Origin of the sequence: Hyphomonas sp. (assembly GCF_046313735.1) — a bacterium.
Lineage (GTDB): Bacteria > Pseudomonadota > Alphaproteobacteria > Caulobacterales > Hyphomonadaceae > Hyphomonas.
The window spans coordinates 191,745-211,453 of record NZ_JBKBXW010000001.1; the positions used below are offsets into that span (position 1 = coordinate 191,745).

Below are 19,709 nucleotides of genomic sequence, written 5' to 3' on the forward strand. Positions count from 1 at the left end.
CCGCCGTTGCAGGTCAATCCGTCAGAGGACGGATCAGGCTTTCGCCATCGCCTCTTCGAAGCGCTGGGCGACTTTTTCGATGAAGCCTTCGGTCGTCAGGTAGCCCTGGTCGGGGCCGACGAGGAGGGCGAGGTCCTTGGTCATGAAGCCGGCTTCAACCGTCTCGATGATGGTCTTCTCGAGCAGCTGGGCGAAGGCGCGCACTTCGGGGGTCTCGTCCATGCGGCCGCGATGGTCGAGGCCCTGGGTCCAGGCGAAGATCGAAGCGATGGAGTTGGTCGAGGTGGCCTCGCCTTTCTGGTGGGCGCGGTAGTGGCGTGTGACGGTGCCGTGGGCAGCTTCAGCCTCGACGGTCTTGCCATCGGGGGAGAGCAGCACCGAGGTCATCAGGCCAAGCGAGCCGTAACCTTGCGCAACCGTGTCGGACTGGACGTCGCCGTCATAGTTCTTGCACGCCCAGACATAACCGCCGGACCATTTCATCGCGGCGGCGACCATGTCGTCGATCAGGCGGTGCTCGTAGGTGCCTTTGAATTCAGCGAACTTGTCCTTGAATTCGGTGTCCCAGATTTCCTGGAAGATGTCCTTGAAGCGGCCGTCATAGGCTTTCAGGATCGTGTTCTTGGTGGAGAGGTAGACGGGCATCTTGCGCTGCAGGCCGTAATTGAACGAGGCGCGGGCAAAGTCGCGGATCGACTCGTCGATGTTATACATGCCCATCGCGATGCCGGAGCCGGGGAAGTCATAGACTTCCTTCTCGATGACCTTGCCGTCCTCGCCTTCGAATTTCATGGTCAGCTTGCCCTTGCCGGGCACGAGGAAGTCGGTCGCGCGGTACTGGTCGCCGAAAGCGTGGCGGCCGATGATGACCGGCTTGGTCCAGCCCGGCACGAGGCGCGGGATGTTGGAAATGACGATCGGCTCGCGGAAGACGACGCCGCCGAGGATGTTGCGGATGGTGCCGTTGGGCGACTTCCACATCTTCTTGAGGCCGAATTCCTCAACCCGGGCCTCGTCCGGCGTGATGGTCGCGCATTTGACGGCGACGCCGTATTTCTTGGTGGCTTCGGCCGCGTCGATGGTGATCTGGTCGTCGGTCGCGTCGCGGCTCTGGATCGAGAGGTCGTAATATTTCAGGTCGATGTCGAGATAGGGGTGGATCAGCTTGTCCTTGATGACCTGCCAGATGATCCGGGTCATCTCGTCGCCGTCCATCTCCACGATGGGGTTCTTGACCTTGATCTTCGCCATTTTCTGTAATCCTTGCGCTGCATTCGGGTTGGCCGGGGCTATAGCAGACCCGTTGCCCGCGTCAAAACCTCTAAACTGAGAGCTGATATGTCTGCCAAACCCGCGATTTTGCTGCACACGCCGCAGCTGGGCGAGAATATCGGCGCGGCGGCGCGGGTGATGCTGAATTTCGGCCTGACCGACCTGCGCCTGATCGCCCCGCGTGATGGCTGGCCGAGCGAGACGGCGGAGGCGATGTCGGCCGGCGCGCTGGGGCAGGGCACGGTTGTGTCCGTCTTCGAGACGCTTGAGGCGGCAGTCGCGGACCTGACCTATCTGGTCGCGACAACTGCGCGGCCAAGGGGCATGGAAAAGCCGGTCTTCGATGCGCCGGGCGCGGTGGCGGCGCTGGCGGCGCGCGGCGGACCTGCCGGGGTGCTGTTCGGCGGCGAGAAATCCGGCCTGCCGAATGAGGCGGTGGCGCTTTGCGATGCAATCCTGACCTATCCGGTGAACCCGGATTTCTGGTCGCTGAACCTTGCCCAGGCGGTCGGCGTGTTCTGTCACCAGTGGGGGGCGCAGGCGGGGCTCGGCGGCAAGTTCGAGGGCAAGGGCGAGGGCGTCGGCGAGGCGGCGAGCCGGGAAGACCTGATCGGCATGTTCGAGCATTTCGAGGCGGAGCTGGAACGCGCGGGCTATTTCTACCCGCCGGAAAAGACGCCGGTGATGATTGCGAACCTGCGCAGCGCGCTGGTGCGGGCGGAGTGGACGCAGCAGGAGGTGCGCACGTTTCGCGGCGCGATCAAGGCGCTGGCGCTGGGACGCGGCAAGGCGCGGGTGCTGCGGGAGGAGTGAGGCGCTGACCTGCCGGGCGGGGCTTACCGCATCTGCGCCTGGATCAGGGTGAGCGCGGTTTCCACCGAGGCCATGCGGATGGCGTTCCGGCCGATATCGCCGAGCTGAAGCATCTCATGAATAATGGCGCGGTTCTCGCGCGCGCAGGCGATGTGCACCGTGCCGACCGGCTTCATCGGCGTGCCGCCGCCGGGGCCGGCGACGCCGGTGATCGCGACCGAGATATTTCCCCGGCTGTTTGCCAGCGCGCCCTCGGCCATCATCCGGGCGACGGGCTCTGATACCGCGCCGAAATCGGCCAGCACATCGCCCGGCACGCCGAGCATCTCTTCCTTCGCCTTGTTGGAATAGGTGACGAAGCCCCGGTCCACGACGCTGGAGGAGCCCGGGATCTCCGTCAGCAGCGCGGCGACGAGGCCGCCGGTGCAGCTTTCGGCGGTGACGATCTTCAGCCGCGCGCGCTCGGCATCGTCGAGCACCAGCATGGCGAGGTTGCGGAGGCGTTCGGGAAACATGGGGCTTGTCTAGCGCCGGTTCACTGCCCCGTGAAGACGGGCGTGCGCTTCTCGAGGAAGGCGGCGGCGCTCTCCTTCGCGTCGGCGGTCTGCATCAGGCGGCGGATTTCGGTGATCGCCCATTTGCCGGTATCGCGCCAGTCGGGATCAAGCGTGCGGCGGAGGCCCGCTTTCAGCGCGCGCACGGCCTGGGGCGGGTTGGCGGCAATCTTCTCGGCGAGGGCGATGGCGGTCGGCATCAGGTCCTCGGGCGGCACGACCCGGCTGACGAGGCCGATGGCTTTCGCCTCGGCCGCATCGATCACATCGCCGGTGAAGAGGAGCTCGCTCGCCTTCTCGCGGCCGACCAGCTGGGCGAGGCGGCCGAGCCCCGGCGCATCGCAGCAGAGGCCGCGCGTGACGAAGATTTCGCCGAATTTCGCAGTCTCAGCCATCACGCGGATATCCGCCATGATGGCAAGCTCCGCGCCCCAGCCGAGGGCGAAGCCATTGATCGCGGCGATGACCGGAATGTCTGTATGCAGAAGGGCGTCTGCGGCCGGCGTCAGCCCTCCTGTCTCCTTGGCTTTCGCTGCCCGCTCCGGCGTGACAGGCGCGCCCTTGGAGAGGATTTTCTTGACGTCATCCCCGGCGCAGAAGGCGCGCGTGCCGGAGCCTGTGATAACAATGGCGCGCGCGGTGCTCACGCGCACGGCGTGTTCGAGCGCGTCATAGAGCTCATAATCGAGCGAGTTCATCGCTTCGGGCCGGTTCAGCGTCAGGATGTCGACATGCCCGCGCCGCTCGGTGATCAGGATGTTGTCCATGCATTCCTCCCGGTAGTCTTTGGGGGAAGGCTCTCATGAAGGTGGGGGCTTGGAAATCATGCCGTGGGGGTAAGGCGCGTGAGGCTTTTCTGGGTCCCGGACAATCGCTGCGCGATTTCCGGGATGACGGCAAAATGCGAACGCCCCTTATCCGTCATCCCGGCTTTGGACCAGAGGTCCAAGGACCGGGACCCGGAAAGTTCCCCCCTCCGTCAGCCCGCTTCGCGGTCTGCCACCTCCCCCGCTTCGCAGGGGAGGATGGTGTTGCATCCGGCGAAGCCGTTATCCTCCCCTGCAGAGCGGGGGAGGTGCCCCGGAGGGGCGGAGGGGGAAACTAGACCGGCACCAGCAGCGCCACAGCCTCCGCCGCAATCCCCTCGCGCCGACCCGTGAAGCCGAGCCCCTCGGTCGTCGTCGCCTTCACGCTGATCGCATCGAGCGGAAGCCCCAGCAGCTCCGCCGTGCGGGCGCGCATAGCTTCGCGGTGGGGTTTTACCTTGGGGGCTTCGCAGATGACGGTGATGTCGCAATTGGCGATCGCGTAGCCTTTTTGGAGGGCGAGGTCCTGCGCGGCCTTGAGGAAGATGGCGCTGTCGGCATTCTTCCAGCGCGGGTCTGAGGGCGGGAAATGGTCGCCGATGTCGCCCAGTGCGACGGCGCCGAGGATGGCATCGGTCAGGGCATGCCAGGCGGCGTCGGCGTCGGAGTGGCCTTTCAGTTTCGCCACATGCGGAATGGCGACGCCGCAGAGGGTGACATGGGTGCCGGCCTCGAACTCATGCACGTCATAGCCCTTGCCGATGCGCGGGGTGCCAGAGGGGGCGAGGAGGCGGGCGAGCATGTCGAAATCTTCCGGATAGGTGATCTTGGTGAGGCGGGCGGAGCCGGGAACGAATTCTATCCGTCCGCCGGTGGCTTCTATGGCGGCGAGGTCGTCGACGAGGTCGGGTCCGGCGCTCGCGAGGGCCTTGCGGATGGCGCCGAGGCGGAAAGCCTGCGGGGTCTGCACGCGCCAGAGGCCGGCGCGGTCAACCGTGTCGATGGCGCCGTTTTCGCGTGCGCGTTTGAGGGCGTCGGAGACGGGCAGGGCGGGGGCGGCGCCGTCAGAGGTTTCGAGCGCGGCGATGAGGGCGGTGATGGTGGCCGCGTCGAGGCCTGGCCTTGCGGCGTCATGGATCAGGACCGGCGCATCCTCCGGCAGGGTCACCGCCGCGAGGCCGCTCAGCACGGACAGGGTTCGCGTGGCCCCCGGCGGGGCCAGTTTCACGGGGAGGGTGCCGGGCTCGAACGCGGCGCCGGCGTCAGCCACCACGATCAGCTCGGCAATCGCCGGATGCGCCCGGAAGGCGTCGACGGACCAGTCAATGACCCGCCGGCCGAGAAGGGGTTGCCACTGTTTCGGGCGGCTGGCGCCTGCGCGCTGGCCTGTTCCTCCGGCGACAATTATGGCAGCGGCTCTGGTCATGTTCCGGCTTGTATCCGGCCCTGAAGGGGCTGGCTACACTACGAAATGTCCTCACAGGGGAAAGTTATTGCACATCATTTGTGCGCTTGCGAAAAAATGAAAAGTCGGGAAGATGAGTGCATGAACAAATTTCAGGCACCGAAAGTGCTCCTCGCGCCGATGTCGGGGGCGACTGATGCCCCGATGCGGCGCCAGGCGGTGCATTTCGGGGCACCTGCGGTTGTATCCGAGATGGTGGCGGGCGAAATGCTCGCCCGCGCGCGACCGGACGTTGTGCGGCGCACCTGCCGGCATGAGGGGGCGGGCGACTTGATCGTGCAGCTTGCAGCAAGGCGACCGGAAGACATGCTCGCCGGCGCGCGGCTGATGGCGGAAGCGGGCGTCGATGTCATCGACATCAATATGGGCTGCCCGTCGAAACAGGTGACAGGCGGCCAGTCCGGCTCGGCGCTGATGCGTGACCTCTCTGTGGCCGGCGAGATCATCGACGCGGCCATTGAAGGCGCGGGCGGACGCCCGGTGACGCTGAAGATGCGGCTGGGCTGGGATGATACTTCCCTCAACGCGCCGGAGCTTGCCCGGATGGCAGAGGCGCGGGGCGTGGCAATGCTGACCGTGCACGGGCGCACGCGCTGCCAGTTCTATGGCGGGCGGGCGGACTGGGCGGCGGTGCGCCGGACAGTCGAGGCAGTCGCCCTGCCGGTGATCGTCAATGGCGACATTTCGGACATTTCGAGCGCGCGCGAGGCGCTGGCGCTCAGCGGGGCGTATGGGGTGATGATCGGCCGGGCGGCAATGGGCCGGCCCTGGATCGTGGGCGAGGTTGCCGCGAGCCTTGAAGGCCGCTCCTGGCGGGCGCCGGGCCTTGGCGAACAGCTGTCTGCCTTGTGTGAGCAGATCGAGGATTCCGTGGCGCTCTATGGCGCCGACCTTGGCCTGCGGATGGTGCGCAAGCATGTCGCCGCCGCCATTGATGCGCTGGACATGCCGATGGAGGAGGGCGCGCGCCGGCAGCTGCGCGCGGATCTCTGCCGCCTTGCGCCAGCCTCCGCGCTGATCAGCGCGCTGAGAGACGTTTATTCAGGAGTTGTCCCAGAAAGGGGTGTTCCGGCATGAGTACTTTGACCGGGGTCAAGCCGTCGGGGCTTGCCGATGTGGCGCCGATTGCGCTGATCCAGCTGGATGCGCGGCGGCGCATTGCGAATGTCAATCCGGCGGCGGAGTCGCTGCTCAAGCTGTCCCGCCGGGCCCTCGTCGGGCGGCCGCTGAGCGAGGTGATCTTCCATGACTCCCTCCTGTTCGAGCTGATCGACCGGGCCGAGCGCGACCCGGCGGAGATCACCGCGCCGGCCACGCCGGTCTCCGGGCCGTCGATGCAGGTGCGGGTGATCTGTGATGTCCGCCTGCGGATGGTCGAGGGGCAGAACTTCATCCTGGCGCTCGCCGAGGCACCGGCGCGCGACCCGTCCGAAGGGATTGCCGGGGCCGCCGGGTTCGGGCGTATCCTCGGCCATGAGGTGAAGAACCCGCTGGCCGGCATCATCGGCGCGGCGCAGCTCCTGGAGCGGCAGGGCCATGGCGGGCAATCGGAGCTGCTCGACATCATCAAGGATGAGGCCCGCCGGATCGAGCGGCTGGTGAACCGGCTCTCGGCCTTCGAGCTGTTCTCGGCGCCCCGGATGCAGGGCTGCAATGTCCATGCGCTGCTGGACAAGGTGCTCGCCTCGGAGCGGGCGGCGATGGGGGCAAAGGTGGAATTCCGGCGCATATTCGATCCCTCGCTGCCGGACATCATGGCCGACCCGGACCATCTGCAGCAGGCCTTCCAGAACATCGTGCGCAATGCCGCCGAGGCAGCGTCTGAATCCGGGGCGCGCGGCGAAGTAGTGATCCGTACGGCCTATGCGGCGGGGCTCGCAATGCGCCAGGCGCGGCTCGGTCCCGGTCTTCACCGGGCGATGCTGATCTCGATCGAGGACAATGGCGCCGGCATCCCGCGCGAGCGCCAGTCGACGATCTTTGACGTGTTCCAGAGTTCCAAATCCGGCGGGCGGGGGCTTGGCCTCTCGGTCGTCAGTGAAGTGATCAACGCGCATAGCGGACAGATCCGCGTGGACAGCCAGCCGGGCGCCACACGGTTTACCGTTCTCCTGCCCCTCACGGAGGCCTGACCCATGGCTGACAAGACTGTCCTGCTGGCGGAAGATGATGCCAGCATCCGCCTCGTCGTGAACCAGACGCTGGTCTCTGCCGGCTATGAAGTGCGCGCGACGAGCTCGCCCGATGCGCTGCAGCGCTGGGTGCGCAATGGCGAGGGCGATGTGGTGGTCACTGACGTCTATCTGGGCGACACGTCGATCTTCGACCTGTTGCCCTCGATGAAGCTCGCCCGGCCGGAGCTGCCTTTCATCGTGATGAGCGGGCAGAACACGATCCTGACGGCGGCGTCTGCAGCCGAGCATGGCGCGTTCGATTACCTGCCGAAGCCGTTTGATATTGATGTGCTCTCCAGCCTTGTGCGGCGGGCGCTCAAGTCTGCGCCGGCGAGCGAGCGGGCGATCAATCCCGAAGCGCAGAAGGCGGCCTATGATGCCGGCCTGCCGCTGATCGGGCGATCCGATGCGATGCAGGAAGTCTACCGCCTGATCGCCAAGGTGATGAACACCGACCTGACTGTGCTGATCGAGGGCGAGAGCGGCACCGGCAAGGAACTCGCGGCGCGGGCGATCCACCAGCTCGGCCAGTCCAAGAACGGACGTTTCATTGCGCTCGACCTCGCAGCGATGCCGCCGGCGGAGATCAACCGCGAACTGTTCGGCACCAGCGGCGCGCCGGGAGCGGCGCACCTGAAAGGCGGCACCCTCTATCTCGACGAGATCGGCGACCTGCCGGCCGAGGCGCAGGCGCAGCTGGTGAAGCTGCTGCGCGAGCAGGGCGGGGCGCGCCTGATCGCCTCGACCCGGCGCAGCCTGGGCCGGCTGGTGGAGGAGGGCAAGTTCCGCGAGGATCTGTTCTACCGCCTTAACGTGATGCGGCTGACCCTGCCGCCGCTGCGGCAGCGCAAGGAAGACATTCCGGAACTCGCCCGCGCCTTCCTGATCCGCGCCCAGCGGCAGGGGCTGGCAGCGCGCACATTCGACAAGTCGGCGCTGGACCTGATGGCGGCCTATGACTGGCCGGGCAATGTGCGCGAGCTGGAGAACCTTGTCCTGCGCCTTGCGGTGCTGTCGTCCGACAGCGTCATCACGGTCATGGATGTCGAGCGCGAGATGCGCATGGGCGCGGCGGAGAAGACCGGCAGCAATCCCGGCTTCGAGGCGGAGATCGAGGCGCTGCTGCACCGCTATGTGATGGGCGACCTGGTGGCCAGCGGGGAGCTGGACGAGTCGAATGTGCATGAGTCCGTCATTAACCGTGTCGAGCGGCCGCTGATCCGGCTCGCCCTGTCGGTGACATCGGGCAACAAGGTGCGCGCGGCGCAATTGCTGGGCATGAACCGGAACACGCTCCGGGCCAAGATTAACGCTCTGGGCATTGCAGAAGACTGATTGACGGCGTAGCGGTCTGTGCTTTTAGTGCACCAGTGTTGCGGTCGGGACACTTAATGTGTGTCTTTCCTGCAACGGGGCGGGGGCCCTAAGAGCCGGAAAGCCGAGTTTGACCGCAGCGACCTCGCAGACACCCAAGGCAAGCTGGGCCCTGTTCGAGGGGCTGTTCATCATTGCGGCCCTCGTCGCGGTGTTTGCGACCTTCATTGCCATTTCGGGCGCAGCGCCGGACGATCCGACCGCCGGGGCGACGCCCTGGCTGCTGGGGCTGAACTTCCTGCTCCTGACGGTGCTCGCGGTCATCGTGGTGCGCGAATACCTGAACATCCGGGGCGGCGGGCGCGGGCAGGGCGACGGACGGATGGCGCGGCGCTTCGTGCTGCTGTTCGGCTTTTCTGCGCTGATCCCGGCGATGGTGGTCGCGGTGTTCATGGGCGCGTTCATCACGCGCGGGCTGGACCGGTGGATTGGCGAGCGGGTCGACAATCTGATGCAGCAGAATGCGGAAATCTTCCGCACCTATGTGGAGAATTTCCAGTCCGGCTTTGATTCCGACATGCGCCTCGCCGCGCTGGATATCGAGAATTTCGCCCGGCAGGTAGATCGCACCCTTGCCTCGGCGGACACCGGCGCGGAGGGCGGCGAGGCGATCTATGACTATGCCTCGGCGGCGTTCTTTGATGGCCTCCGGGCAGAGCTGACCAGCCGGGAATTCCTGACCATTGCGATCCTCGGCGGGGACGGTGTGGATCTGATCGCCGAGGCGAGCGTGCTCGACCCGATCCTGCTGCTGCCGCCGAAATCGGCCTATCTCGAGGCCGATCAGGGCGCGGTGGCGACGACCCTCTATGAAGGCCGGGGTCTGGCGACGGCGCTGATCCGGATTTCGGCGCCCCTCGACGGCTATATCTATGCGGTGAAGGTGTTCGACCGGAACGCGGCGCGCTCGCTGCGCGAGGCGGAAGCGGCGCTGGAGGATTACTACGCCGCCAAGCAGAGCGGCGGGCGGCTGCAGACGATCTTCGTGATCGGCTATGCGCAGATTGCAGGCCTTGTGCTGCTGCTGGCGGCGCGGCTCGGGCTGGAGGCGTCGGGGCGGGTGACGGGGCCGATCGGGCGGCTTGCCGGGGCGGCCCATGCGGTGCGCGACGGGGACCTGACGGTGCGCGTGCCGGTGACCGGGCCGGAGGATGAGCTGCACGCGCTTAGCCAGTCCTTCAATGCGATGACGGAGCAGTTATCCGGCCAGCGGGACGCGCTGATCCGCGCGCGCAATGAAGAGGAAGACCGGCGCCGCTTTGTCGAGACGCTGCTGGCGGAACTGGGTGCGGGCGTCATGCGGGTAGACCCTGACGGGCGGATCACGTTGGCGAACCGCTCGGCGCTGGACCTGCTCGGTATCGAAGAGCCGGCGCAGGGCGCGCTCTTGTCCGAGATTGCGCCTGCCTTTGCGCGGCCTGTGCGCGATACGCTGGAGCGCGGGGCGCCGGTGGATGCGACGCTGGACATCAGCCGGCGCGGCGAAGTGCTGAACGTCCGCCTCAAGACTGCGCCGGAGCCGGAGGGGGGCTGCGTGCTGACCTTTGACGATACGACGCGGCTGGTGATGGCGCAGCGCCAGCTCGCCTGGCGGGATGTGGCGCGGCGCATCGCGCATGAGATCCGCAACCCGCTGACGCCGATCATGCTGTCGACAGAGCGGCTGAAGCGGCGCTATGGGCCGAAGATCGACGATCCGGACGGCGTGTTCGAGCGCTGCACGGATACGATCCTGCGCAAGGTGGACGAGATTGCGCATATGGTGGAGGAGTTCTCTTCCTTCGCGCGGATGCCGAAGCCGAGCCTGGCGCCGTTCGACATGGTGGCGCTGCTGAAGGAGTCGACCTTCTCGCAAGGGGTTGTCTCGCCGGAGATTCAGATTCAGCTGGAGACCGAGCTGCCTGAGGCGATGTTCCTGGGCGATGAGCGCCTGCTGGGGCAGGCTTTCGGCAACCTCCTGAAAAACGCCGCTGAAGCCATCGACGGCGAAACGGGCGGCGGCGATGCCGAGGGGCATATCCGCATCCAGCTGAAGCCTTCCGGGCGCGACCTTGAAGTGATCATCGAGGACAATGGCCCGGGCTTTCCGGCGGAAGTGCGCGCGCGGCTTCTGGAGCCTTATGTGACGACGCGGGAAAAAGGCACCGGCCTTGGTCTTGCCATAGTTAACCGGATCATCGCCGATCATGGCGGCTCCATCTCCCTGCAGAACCGGCCCGATGGCCTGCGCGGCGCGCGGGTGCGCGTGCTGCTGCCGGAGAATGGCGCGCTCGCCCTGCAGGCGGAAGATCCATCCCGGGACGAGACCGGCGGCGAAGATGGCCGCGTCCCGTACCCTTTGAGTTTGTAGAGGAGACGTTCGCATGGCGTTGGATATCCTGGTGGTGGATGACGAGCCGGACATCCGTGAACTGATGGCCGGGGTTCTCGGCGATGAGGGCTATGCGGTGCGCACCGCCGACACGGCGGAGCGCGCGCTGGAGGAAGTACGCTCGCGCACGCCGCGGCTGGTGATCCTGGACGTCTGGCTGCAGGGCAGCGGGATGGACGGCCTGTCGCTGCTCAAATACCTCAAATCCATCGACCCGATCCTGCCGGTCATTGTCATCAGCGGGCATGGCAACATCGAGACGGCGATTGCCGCGATCCGGCGCGGGGCGTTCGACTTCATCGAAAAGCCGATCAAGACCGACCGGCTGATGCTGGTGGTCGAGCGCGCCATCGAGGCGGCGGCGCTGCGCTATGAGAATGCCGCGCTGCGCAACCGGGCGGGCGATGAAGAACGCTGGATCGGCAACAGCCAGGCAGCGAGCACGCTGCGCGCGGCGATCGACAAGGTGGCGCCGACCAATTCGCGCGTGCTGATCTCCGGCCCGGCGGGTGTCGGCAAGGAACTGGCCGCAAGGCTGATCCACAAGAATTCGATGCGCGCGGAAGGCCCGTTCGTGGTCGTCACAGCGGCCACGATTGCGCCCGACCAGATGGAAGCAACGCTGTTCGGCGAGGAGGATTCGGGCGGGCGCACGGTGCGCGTCGGCCTGTTCGAGCGGGCGCATACCGGCACGCTTCTGCTCGACGAAGTGGCGGACATGCCGGTCGGCACGCAGAACAAGATACTCCGTGTGCTGACGGAGCAGCGCTTCCAGCGGGTCGGCGGGCGTTCGGATGTCAGCGTCGATGTCCGGGTGATGGCCTCGACCACGAAAGACCTGCGCGCCGAGATCGAGGCGGGGAATTTCCGCGAGGATCTCTATTACCGGCTGAACGTCGTGCCGCTGCGGGTGCCGTCGCTGATGGAGCGGCGCGATGATATCATCGACCTGTCGACCTATTTCTGTGAACGGATTGCCGAGACTTCGGGGCTGACCTTCCGGCGGTTTTCGACCGAGGCGCTGGCGGTGCTGCAATCAATGGACTGGCCGGGAAACATCCGCCAGCTGCGCAATATGGTGGAACGCATCCTGATCCTGTCGCCGCCGGATGCAACCCGCCCGATCAGCGTGGACGAGTTGCCGCGCGATCCCGGCCGGGGCCCGTCACAGGCGGAAAAAGCGGGGTCTGCGGAGCTTGTGGGCCTGTCCCTGCGCGATGCACGCGAGCAGTTCGAGCGGGAATACCTGACGCTGCAGATCACGCGCTTTAACGGCAATATCTCGCGCACGGCTGAGTTTATCGGTATGGAACGCTCCGCCCTGCACAGAAAATTAAAGGCTTTGGGGATAGCTACGGGTGTCCGTCAGGATTCCTGAGCCGTTCTTCGGGGGCGCTTGAGCCATGCATGTTCTGATCTGCGGCGCCGGGCGGGTGGGGCAGGGCATTGCCCGCCGCCTTGCCCGCGAGAAGCATGAAATCACCATCATCGACGAGAGCGCCGACCTCGTCGACCAGGTGTCGATCGACCTCGATGTGCGCGGCATTGTCGGCCATGCGGCCCATCCCGATGTGCTGAAGCGCGCGCGGGCCGAAGACTGCGAAATGATCATCGCGGTCACCCATTTCGACGAGATCAACATGGTGATCTGCCAGATCGCCCACACGCTGTTCTCGGTGCCGTTCAAGATCGCGCGGGTGCGCGACCGATCCTACCTGGAGCCCGCCTGGAAGAACATCTTCTCGCGCGAGGGGCTGCCCATCGACATGGTGATCTCGCCGGAGGCAGAGGTGGGCGATGCGATCCTGCAGCGGTGCCGCACGCCGGGCGCGATCATGAGCGCGAACTTTGCCGCCGGGCAGATCAAGCTGATCGGATTTGAAGTGACCGCCGGAAACCCGCTGATTGATACGGCGGTGGACCAGATGCGCGGGCTGTTCCCGGAGCTTTCCGCCCGGATCGTCGGCATCGGCCGGGGCGAGAGCCTGCGGGCGGCGCGGGCGAAGGATGTGCTGAAGGCGGGCGACCGGGTCTATGCCGCCGTACTCGATGCGCACGCCCCGCGGCTGACCTCGATCTTCAGTACCCAGCAGAACCGGCTGGATCATGTGGTGATCGTCGGCGGCGGCAATGTGGGCCTCTATGTTGCGCGGATGCTGGAGAAGGAAAGCCATATCCGGGTACGGATGATCGAGCGGGACAGCGAGCGCGCCAACAAGGCGGTCTCCATGGTCAAGCGCTCCATCGTGATCCAGGGTGACGGGCTCAATCCCGACATCCTGTCGGAAGGCGGGGTGGAGCGGGCGGACTTCGTGATCGTCATCACTGATGATGACAAGACGAACCTCCTGATCAGCAATCTTTCCAAGCGGGCGGGCGCGCGCCGGGCGCTGGCGCTGATCAATACGCCGGAACTCGCCACACTGGCACCGGACATGCGGGTCGATACCGTGCTCGATCCGCGGGCGCTGACCGTGTCCCAGATCCTGCTCAGGATGCGCCGGGGGCGGATCCTCGGCCTGCAATCGCTCGAAGACGGCGCGGCGGAAGTGGCAGAAGGCGTGGCGCTGGAATCCTCCTCCCTCATCGGCAAGCCGCTTGGCCATGACGACATGCCCGAAGGCGTCGCGGCTGCCGCCATTGTGCGCGACAATCAGGTGATGATGGCGGACGAGACCGTGACCGTGCGGCCGGAGGATCATCTGATCCTCTTCTATGAGGCCGACATGGTGCGCAGCGTCGAGAAATTCTTCCGGGTCAACCCGGACTATTTCTAGCCATGAATTACGCCTCCGTCGTCCGCGTCCTGGCGCTCCTGATGCTGATCCTCGCGGGGGCGGCCTTGTCTGGCGCAGGCGTGGCGGCTGCGTTCGGCGAGACGCCGCAGGTGATTGCCTTCGGGGCGACGGCCCTCAGCCTCGCCGTGTTCGGCTCCAGCGTGCTGCTGCTTTCGCCGAAGCCGGCGCGGCGGGCGCGGCCTTCCGATGCGCTGGCGGTGGTGCTGCTCTGGTGGCTGATGGCTCCGCTCGCGTCGGCACTGCCGTTTGTCTTCGGGGTGGCCAATGATTCGCCGATGGCGGCGGTATTCGAAGCAACCTCCTGCCTGACAACAACGGGGCATTCGACGCTCGTCTTCGGCGAGGACGGATGGCCGGCGAGCCTGATCTACTGGCGCGGCCTGCTGCACCTGATCGGCGCCTATGCGGCGGTGGTGATGGCAGCCGGCGTGTTCGCGGCGATCAATCTGGGCGGGCCGGGGATCCACCGCACGGTGCTGTTTACCGTGCCGGATACGAGCTATTTCGATGCGATGCCGCGCATTTATGTGGCGGTCGGGCTGATGCTCGGCATTTCGACGGCCTTCATCCTGCTGCTGCTTCTGGTGGCGGGCGTGCCGCCGGGCCGGGCGCTGGCGGATGCGGTCAGCGTGATCACCACGGGCCTCGTCCTGCCGGGGGCTGCGGCGGCGGCGCCGCTTTCGCTCGCGGCGTCGGTGGTGCTGACTTTCGGCATGGTGATCGGCGCGCTGGGGCTGGCGATCTGGCTGCCATTGCGCGTCGGATCGGTGAAATCGGCGGCGCTGGACCCGGAGACCGTGACCTTTGCCGCGCTGGCGGTGCTGTTTGCGGCGGCCTTGATTCCGCTGGGATTTGCGCTGGATGATGCCGCGGCCTGGTCGGTGTCGGCGCTGTCGACCTCCGGACTGCCGCTGAGTGTGGGCGCGGCCGGGGCGAGCGTGCCGCTGACGCTGCATGTGCTGCCGGGCCTGATCGGCGGCTCGGCGCTGGCGGCGGCGGGCGGCATCAAGATCGCGCGCTTCATCGTGCTGGGGCGCCGGGCGGGGCAGGAATTCCTGCAGCTCGGCTATCGCCGCTCGGTCCTGAGTTTCCGCTTCCGCGACCGGGAGCTGGACGAGCGCAGCGTGATCGGCGTCTGGGTGTATTTCATCGGCTATGTGGTGGCCGTGTTTGTGCTGATGACGGCGTTTTCCTTCGCCGGGGATGCGATCGGTGATTCGATCCGGCTGGCGATCGGCGGGCTGACGAGTTCCGGAGGGTTGATCGCCACCGCCGAGCGCGCTGTGCTGACGCCTGCCGAGCAGGGGCTCCTTGTAATTGCCATGCTTTTGGGCAGGGTCGAGATACTCACAGTGCTTCCCGCGCTTTCCCTCAGTTTCTGGAGAGGGTAAAGCGGGTGTGCACTTGCGAAGGTGACGCAACCGCACTAGCTGCCGGATAAATCATAACGAGAACAAGCACCAGAAAGACATAACCCATGTCCGCCGACAAGAAGCAGAACCTCCAGGACACCTTCCTTAACGCTGTCCGCAAATCCCGCACCCCGCTCACCGTCTTCCTCGTCAACGGGGTCAAGCTGCAGGGGGTGGTGACATGGTTCGACAATTTCTGCGTCCTGCTGCGCGGCGATGGCCGTCCGCCGCAGCTTGTCTACAAGCACGCCATTTCCACCATCGCGCCCAGCGCCCCTGTGCAGCTGTTCGATGAGGAAATGGATGCGGACTGATCCCGCTTGAAGCCGGGCATGATCGACCGCCTGCCGGCGCCCGAGATCGCCGGCGTCGTGATCCCTTGGTTCACTCCAGCGGACAGGCCGGGCCCGGACCGGCTCTCTGAAACCGCAGGCCTTGTCGAGGCGCTGGGCTGCGAGCTCGGCTTCCTCCGGCCGGATCATGTGCGCGACGTCAATCCCAGCTATCTCCTCTCCGGCGGCCTGCTGGACCGGATGGCGGGGGATATCGAGGCGCACAATTGCACGCTGGCGGTGATCGATGGCAGCCTGACGCCGGTGCAGCAACGCAATCTCGAGAAACGCCTCGGTGTGAAGGTCATCGACCGGACGGGGCTGATCCTTGAAATCTTCGGTCTTCGCGCGCGCACCAAGGAAGGCCGCCTGCAGGTGGAGCTGGCGCGCATCCTTTATGAGCGCTCGCGGCTTGTGCGGACCTGGACCCACCTTGAGCGCCAGCGCGGCGGCGGGGGCTTCCTGTCGGGGCCCGGCGAGAGCCAGCTGGAAGCGGACCGGCGGATGCTGGACGAGAAGATCCTGCGGCTGCGCCGCGACCTAGAGGATGTGAAGCGCACGCGCGAAGTGCAGCGCGCCGGGCGGCGGCGCTCCGGCAAGCCCGTGGTCGCGCTGGTGGGCTATACCAATGCAGGCAAGTCCAGCCTGTTCAACCGGCTGACCGGGGCCGATGTGCTGGCCAAGGACATGCCCTTTGCGACGCTCGACCCGACCATCCGGCGGCTCGACCTGCCGACGCTGGGCGAGGCGGCGCTGATTGATACGGTGGGCTTCATCACCGACCTGCCGACCCACCTCATCGACAGCTTCCAGGCGACGCTGGAGGAATCCCTTCAGGCGGACCTCTTGGTGCATGTGCGCGACCGGGCGAGCGCGTCTGATCTCGACCAGGCCGATGATGTGATGCAGGTGCTGGAGCGGCTGGAGAGTGAGTCCGGCCTGCCGCTGCCGCCGATGATCGAGGTCTGGAACAAGATGGACCTGCTGCCGCCCGAGCGCGCCGCCTCGCTGGAGGCGCTGGCAGCCTACGGGGCGGAGCCGCCGGCGGTTGCGGTGTCGGCGCTGACGGGGGCGGGCATTGACGCCCTGCTGGCGCTGATCGAGGCCGCGCTGCTCCGGGGACGGACAGCTTACATTTTCCGCCTACCGCCTGAACAGGGCCGCGCCCGCGCCTGGCTGCACCAGCATGGCGAAGTGACATCCGAGACAACGGGCGAGGATGGCGCGGTGGAACTGGGCGTGCGCCTGTCAGCCGAACGTGCCGGGCAGTTCCGGGCAGAGTTTCCGGGGGTGGACGGTGAGGTGGTGAAGGGGTGATTTCGATCACCTCGTTCAAGGTCCTCGTCACGCCCGATGGCTGAAAGCCATCTGGGCGCCCATCTCCTGACAGACAGGATGAGCGGCGCGGCGGTGGCGGGAGATGGGCTCCCAGACCGGCTTTGCCGGTCGGGAGCGACGAAGGTAAGGGACGTGAGAGCTATTTCCGCTCGGTTGCCTTGACCCGCTGCCAGTAGGCTTCCTGTTCATCGAGGCTCAGCGAACTGAAATCCACGCCTTCGGCTGCGGCGGCGGCTTCCATGGCGCGGAAGCGGCGTTCGAATTTGGCATTGGCGCGGCGCAGGGCCTGTTCGGGATCGACCGAGAGGCGGCGGGCGAGGTTGGCGGCGACAAAGAGGAGGTCGCCGACTTCGTCCTCGATGGCTTCGGCGTCGCCGGAGGCCATGGCGGCTTTCACCTCCTCCACTTCCTCGGTGAGCTTGTCGAAGATCGGCGGGGTTTCGGTCCAGTCAAAGCCTGTGCGGGCGGCGCGCTTCTGGAGTTTCTCCGCCCGCAACAGCGCGGGCAGGGACAGGGCGACACCATCGAGTGCGCTGCCGGCTTTGGCAGCCTTGCCTTTGGCAGCGCGTTCGGCGGCTTTCATTTCTTCCCAGGCCACCGTCTGCCCGTCTGCATCGCGGCCATCAGCGGCCTCGAAGACATGCGGATGGCGGCGGATCATCTTGTCATTTATGGCGGCGATGACATCGGCAAGCTCGAAGGCGCCGGCCTCCTCCGCCATGCGGCTGTGGAAGATCACCTGGAACAGGAGGTCGCCAAGCTCGTCGCGCAGGTCGCCCATGTCGCCGCGCTCGATCGCGTCGGCGACTTCATAGGCTTCCTCGATCGTGTAGGGGTAGATGGTGGCGAAGGTCTGCTGCAAGTCCCAGGGGCAGCCGCCGTCCGGATCGCGCAGGCGGGCCATGATGTTGATGAGGGTGGTGAGCGCCTCTGCGGCATCGGCCGGCCGGGTCTGGGTGTCGGGCATGGGCTTGCGCCTCCGTCGCGTGTCGCGCCTCCTCCTCTAGCGGGCGGCGCGCCGGGGCGGCAAGCAGGCAGGGGCCTTTTTCCGCCTTGCGCGGCGCGGCGGGCTGCCCCAGAGGTTAGAGGGGCGCGGAATGCGCCGGATGCGGCAGGAGACAATGGCGGAATCGCTGGCACTGATCGGGCTCGACTGGAATGGCACACGGCTTTCGGGCTGGGCCTTCGATGCTGAGGGCGAGGTGCTGGGCGCCTTCTCGGCGCTGGAAGCGCGCCGGCCGGAGCTGTCTGAATACCTGCCGCGCACACATTTCCATCTCGGCGAATGGATCGGCAGCGCGATTGAGGTGCCGGTGATCGCGTGCGGGGACATCGGCCTGCTTGCGCCGGAGAGCCTGCGCGCGGAGATGCGCCTGCCGGTGGCGGCGACCGAAGCGGCGCGGCTGTTCGAGACGGCCGGGGTACATGTCGTGCCATGGGTGTGGCAGGGCGAGCCGGCGGATGTGTCGGGCGGGGCGGAGACGATGCTGGCCGGGCTCGGCGAGGATCATGGCGCGATCTGTCTCGCCGGGCGGCTGACCCGGCATGTCCAGCTGGCGCATGGGCGGATCGTGCGCATCGCGACGGAAATGACGGCGGAGCTGCGCGACCTGTATCTCACCGGCGGCACGCTGGCGCTGGGGCCGGACCAGGCGCAGGCCTTTGATGAGCGCGTCTTCCGCGACTGGGTCGAGATGGCGCTGGATACGGGCGAGCCGGTGCCGGTCTTTGCGGTCGAGGCGGCGGTGCTGTCGGGCCGTCTCCACCCGCGCCATAAGGCGGCCGCGGTCGCCGGCCTGCTGATCGGGCGGGACGTGGCAACCCATTATGATCCGGGCGATGAGGTCGTTCTGGTGGCGGATGGTCCGCTGCTGGAAGCCTATGGCCTCGCCTTCGATTGCCTCGGCGCGGAGGTCGAGGAAGCCTCGGCCGAAGGCGTGCTGCAGGACGGGCTCGTCGAACTGGCAGACCTTGCAGGTTTGCTGGGCGAGGATTAAGGCGTCGCCCCAACATCTGGCCGGGATAGGCAGGTTACCTCATGATGATGTCGCCAGAATGTGTTGCGCCCACGGGCTGTCTGCAGGGCGAAGGCCCGGTGTGGAGCCCTTCGGAGGGGTTCCTCTGGTGGGTGGATGTGCGCCGCGCCAAGCTGCACCGCTATAATCCGAAAACCGGCAATACGCGCCGCTATGACCTGCCGGTGCGGGCGAGCAGCCTGGCGCTGTATGATGGCAGCCTGCTGATGGCGGGCGACCGGGAGATCGGTGTCTTCGATCCGGCCAGTGAAGTGTATGAGCGGCTCTGCCGGCTGGACGATGAGCCGGAGGGAAACCGGACGAGCGATGGCGGCGTCGCGCCGGACGGCTCGTTCTGGTTCGGCACGATGGATGATGCGGGGCGCGAGCCAACGGGCCAGTACTACCGGTATGGCGCCGACAAGGCGGTGTCTCTTCTGCGCCTGCCGTCCGTGCTGGTGACGAAGACGATGCAGTTCTCGCCGGACGGGCGCACCTTCTACACCTGCGATACGGCAGAAGGGGAAATCCTCGCCTTTGACGCGGATCCGGCGACGGGCGCGCTGTCGGGCCGGCGGACCTTTGCGTTTACCCATGAGCTGGGCGGCCTTCCGCACGGGGCGGCGGTGGACAGCGAGGGCGGGCTGTGGGTGTGCCTGCACGGGGCTTCCCGGGTCGTGCGCTACCTGCCGGACGGGACGCTGGACCAGACGATCATCGTGGCCGCGCCCCTGCCGACGGGCTGCGCCATCGGCGGACGGGACATGCGCACCCTGTTCATCACGACGGCGCGCACAGGGCTGAGCTTTCCGCAGCTGGACGCGCGCCCCTTGTCCGGCAGCCTGTTCGCGGTCGAAGTGGATGTGCCGGGCCTGCCGCCGCGCAGCTTCGGCAAGGGCGGCTGACATTGCCGCAGACGGCGCCCTTTACAGACAGGGGCTTGTGATCGGGCCAGGCATGGCTCACATCGCACAGGATGCAGATT

General features: G+C 66.5%; 17 protein-coding genes. 12 read left to right on the plus strand and 5 right to left on the minus strand.

Annotation, left to right across the window (positions count from 1 at the left end; translation table 11 throughout):
* Positions 1 to 33: 33 nt before the first annotated feature.
* Positions 34 to 1,251, minus strand: coding sequence for an NADP-dependent isocitrate dehydrogenase (locus tag ACK4SV_RS00890; protein WP_409915895.1), 1,218 nt, complete (start codon positions 1,249 to 1,251; stop codon positions 34 to 36).
* Positions 1,252 to 1,338: 87 nt separating this feature from the next.
* Here ACK4SV_RS00890 and ACK4SV_RS00895 point away from each other — a divergent pair, with 87 nt between their 5' ends.
* Positions 1,339 to 2,085, plus strand: a complete 747-nt coding sequence (locus tag ACK4SV_RS00895) for an RNA methyltransferase (RefSeq protein ID WP_409915896.1) — start codon at positions 1,339 to 1,341, stop codon at positions 2,083 to 2,085.
* A gap of 23 nt (positions 2,086 to 2,108) precedes the next feature.
* Here ACK4SV_RS00895 and ACK4SV_RS00900 read toward each other — a convergent pair whose 3' ends face one another.
* The 3 genes from ACK4SV_RS00900 to ACK4SV_RS00910 all read right to left on the minus strand — a co-directional run bounded on the left by ACK4SV_RS00900 (position 2,109) and on the right by ACK4SV_RS00910 (position 4,871).
* Positions 2,109 to 2,600 carry a CinA family protein gene (locus tag ACK4SV_RS00900; RefSeq protein ID WP_409915897.1) on the minus strand — a complete coding sequence of 164 codons (492 nt, stop codon included), beginning with the start codon at positions 2,598 to 2,600 and terminating at the stop codon, positions 2,109 to 2,111.
* A 20-nt stretch (positions 2,601 to 2,620) separates the two neighbouring features.
* Positions 2,621 to 3,406: an enoyl-CoA hydratase/isomerase family protein gene (locus ACK4SV_RS00905; protein ID WP_409915898.1), complete on the minus strand. Its 786-nt coding sequence runs from the start codon at positions 3,404 to 3,406 to the stop codon at positions 2,621 to 2,623.
* A gap of 334 nt (positions 3,407 to 3,740) precedes the next feature.
* Positions 3,741 to 4,871, minus strand: a complete 1,131-nt coding sequence (locus ACK4SV_RS00910; RefSeq protein WP_409915899.1) for a bifunctional 2-C-methyl-D-erythritol 4-phosphate cytidylyltransferase/2-C-methyl-D-erythritol 2,4-cyclodiphosphate synthase — start codon at positions 4,869 to 4,871, stop codon at positions 3,741 to 3,743.
* 120 nt (positions 4,872 to 4,991) lie between these two features.
* Between ACK4SV_RS00910 and ACK4SV_RS00915 the strand changes: the two genes are divergently transcribed.
* From ACK4SV_RS00915 to hflX, 9 genes are all read left to right on the plus strand, one after another.
* Positions 4,992 to 5,987, plus strand: coding sequence for a tRNA dihydrouridine synthase (locus ACK4SV_RS00915; RefSeq protein ID WP_409915900.1), 996 nt, complete (start codon positions 4,992 to 4,994; stop codon positions 5,985 to 5,987).
* Positions 5,984 to 7,042, plus strand: a complete 1,059-nt coding sequence (locus ACK4SV_RS00920) for a two-component system sensor histidine kinase NtrB (RefSeq protein WP_409915901.1) — start codon at positions 5,984 to 5,986, stop codon at positions 7,040 to 7,042. The genes ACK4SV_RS00915 and ACK4SV_RS00920 overlap by 4 nt, the downstream gene beginning before the upstream one ends.
* A 3-nt stretch (positions 7,043 to 7,045) precedes the next feature.
* Positions 7,046 to 8,419 (plus strand): sigma 54-interacting transcriptional regulator, encoded by a 1,374-nt coding sequence (locus tag ACK4SV_RS00925; protein WP_409915902.1) that lies wholly within the window; start codon positions 7,046 to 7,048, stop codon positions 8,417 to 8,419.
* Positions 8,420 to 8,528: 109 nt separating this feature from the next.
* Positions 8,529 to 10,808: an ATP-binding protein gene (locus ACK4SV_RS00930; protein WP_409915903.1), complete on the plus strand. Its 2,280-nt coding sequence runs from the start codon at positions 8,529 to 8,531 to the stop codon at positions 10,806 to 10,808.
* A 13-nt stretch (positions 10,809 to 10,821) separates the two neighbouring features.
* A complete protein-coding gene (locus ACK4SV_RS00935) occupies positions 10,822 to 12,207 on the plus strand; it encodes a sigma-54-dependent transcriptional regulator (RefSeq protein WP_409915904.1) in 1,386 nt (461 codons plus the stop codon).
* A 25-nt stretch (positions 12,208 to 12,232) separates the two neighbouring features.
* Complete coding sequence (gene trkA / locus ACK4SV_RS00940; protein ID WP_409915905.1) at positions 12,233 to 13,606, plus strand: Trk system potassium transporter TrkA; 1,374 nt, start codon at positions 12,233 to 12,235, stop codon at positions 13,604 to 13,606.
* Between the two features lie 2 nt (positions 13,607 to 13,608).
* Entirely contained in the window at positions 13,609 to 15,018 is a 1,410-nt protein-coding gene (locus ACK4SV_RS00945; RefSeq protein ID WP_409915906.1) for a potassium transporter TrkG, read from the plus strand.
* 86 nt (positions 15,019 to 15,104) lie between these two features.
* On the plus strand, positions 15,105 to 15,353 hold the full coding sequence (gene hfq / locus ACK4SV_RS00950; RefSeq protein WP_034812840.1) for an RNA chaperone Hfq: 249 nt from the start codon (positions 15,105 to 15,107) through the stop codon (positions 15,351 to 15,353).
* Positions 15,354 to 15,371: 18 nt separating this feature from the next.
* Complete coding sequence (gene hflX, locus ACK4SV_RS00955; protein ID WP_409915907.1) at positions 15,372 to 16,688, plus strand: GTPase HflX; 1,317 nt, start codon at positions 15,372 to 15,374, stop codon at positions 16,686 to 16,688.
* Positions 16,689 to 16,848: 160 nt separating this feature from the next.
* Here the strand turns inward: hflX and mazG are convergent, their stop codons facing one another.
* On the minus strand, positions 16,849 to 17,676 hold the full coding sequence (gene mazG / locus ACK4SV_RS00960) for a nucleoside triphosphate pyrophosphohydrolase (protein ID WP_409915908.1): 828 nt from the start codon (positions 17,674 to 17,676) through the stop codon (positions 16,849 to 16,851).
* A gap of 154 nt (positions 17,677 to 17,830) precedes the next feature.
* On the opposite strand from mazG, the gene ACK4SV_RS00965 reads away from it, so the two are divergent.
* Together ACK4SV_RS00965 and ACK4SV_RS00970 are read left to right on the plus strand one after the other, a co-directional pair.
* Positions 17,831 to 18,706: a 2-dehydro-3-deoxygalactonokinase gene (locus tag ACK4SV_RS00965; RefSeq protein WP_409915909.1), complete on the plus strand. Its 876-nt coding sequence runs from the start codon at positions 17,831 to 17,833 to the stop codon at positions 18,704 to 18,706.
* Positions 18,707 to 18,747: 41 nt separating this feature from the next.
* Complete coding sequence (locus tag ACK4SV_RS00970) at positions 18,748 to 19,629, plus strand: SMP-30/gluconolactonase/LRE family protein (protein WP_409915910.1); 882 nt, start codon at positions 18,748 to 18,750, stop codon at positions 19,627 to 19,629.
* Positions 19,630 to 19,709: the final 80 nt, after the last annotated feature.

What these genes read in the sequence shown, in the direction of transcription:
- ACK4SV_RS00900 (WP_409915897.1), bottom strand. Translation starts at nt 2,600, where the DNA reads ATGTTTCCCGAACGCCTCCGCAACCTCGCCATGCTGGTGCTCGACGAT.
- ACK4SV_RS00895 (WP_409915896.1), top strand. Translation starts at nt 1,339, where the DNA reads ATGTCTGCCAAACCCGCGATTTTGCTGCACACGCCGCAGCTGGGCGAG.
- ACK4SV_RS00965 (WP_409915909.1), top strand. Translation starts at nt 17,831, where the DNA reads ATGGCGGAATCGCTGGCACTGATCGGGCTCGACTGGAATGGCACACGG.
- hfq (WP_034812840.1), top strand. Translation starts at nt 15,105, where the DNA reads ATGTCCGCCGACAAGAAGCAGAACCTCCAGGACACCTTCCTTAACGCT.
- ACK4SV_RS00910 (WP_409915899.1), bottom strand. Translation starts at nt 4,871, where the DNA reads ATGACCAGAGCCGCTGCCATAATTGTCGCCGGAGGAACAGGCCAGCGC.
- ACK4SV_RS00925 (WP_409915902.1), top strand. Translation starts at nt 7,046, where the DNA reads ATGGCTGACAAGACTGTCCTGCTGGCGGAAGATGATGCCAGCATCCGC.
- ACK4SV_RS00970 (WP_409915910.1), top strand. Translation starts at nt 18,748, where the DNA reads ATGATGATGTCGCCAGAATGTGTTGCGCCCACGGGCTGTCTGCAGGGC.
- mazG (WP_409915908.1), bottom strand. Translation starts at nt 17,676, where the DNA reads ATGCCCGACACCCAGACCCGGCCGGCCGATGCCGCAGAGGCGCTCACC.
- ACK4SV_RS00915 (WP_409915900.1), top strand. Translation starts at nt 4,992, where the DNA reads ATGAACAAATTTCAGGCACCGAAAGTGCTCCTCGCGCCGATGTCGGGG.
- trkA (WP_409915905.1), top strand. Translation starts at nt 12,233, where the DNA reads ATGCATGTTCTGATCTGCGGCGCCGGGCGGGTGGGGCAGGGCATTGCC.
- ACK4SV_RS00905 (WP_409915898.1), bottom strand. Translation starts at nt 3,406, where the DNA reads ATGGACAACATCCTGATCACCGAGCGGCGCGGGCATGTCGACATCCTG.
- ACK4SV_RS00935 (WP_409915904.1), top strand. Translation starts at nt 10,822, where the DNA reads ATGGCGTTGGATATCCTGGTGGTGGATGACGAGCCGGACATCCGTGAA.
- hflX (WP_409915907.1), top strand. Translation starts at nt 15,372, where the DNA reads ATGATCGACCGCCTGCCGGCGCCCGAGATCGCCGGCGTCGTGATCCCT.
- ACK4SV_RS00945 (WP_409915906.1), top strand. Translation starts at nt 13,609, where the DNA reads ATGAATTACGCCTCCGTCGTCCGCGTCCTGGCGCTCCTGATGCTGATC.
- ACK4SV_RS00920 (WP_409915901.1), top strand. Translation starts at nt 5,984, where the DNA reads ATGAGTACTTTGACCGGGGTCAAGCCGTCGGGGCTTGCCGATGTGGCG.
- ACK4SV_RS00890 (WP_409915895.1), bottom strand. Translation starts at nt 1,251, where the DNA reads ATGGCGAAGATCAAGGTCAAGAACCCCATCGTGGAGATGGACGGCGAC.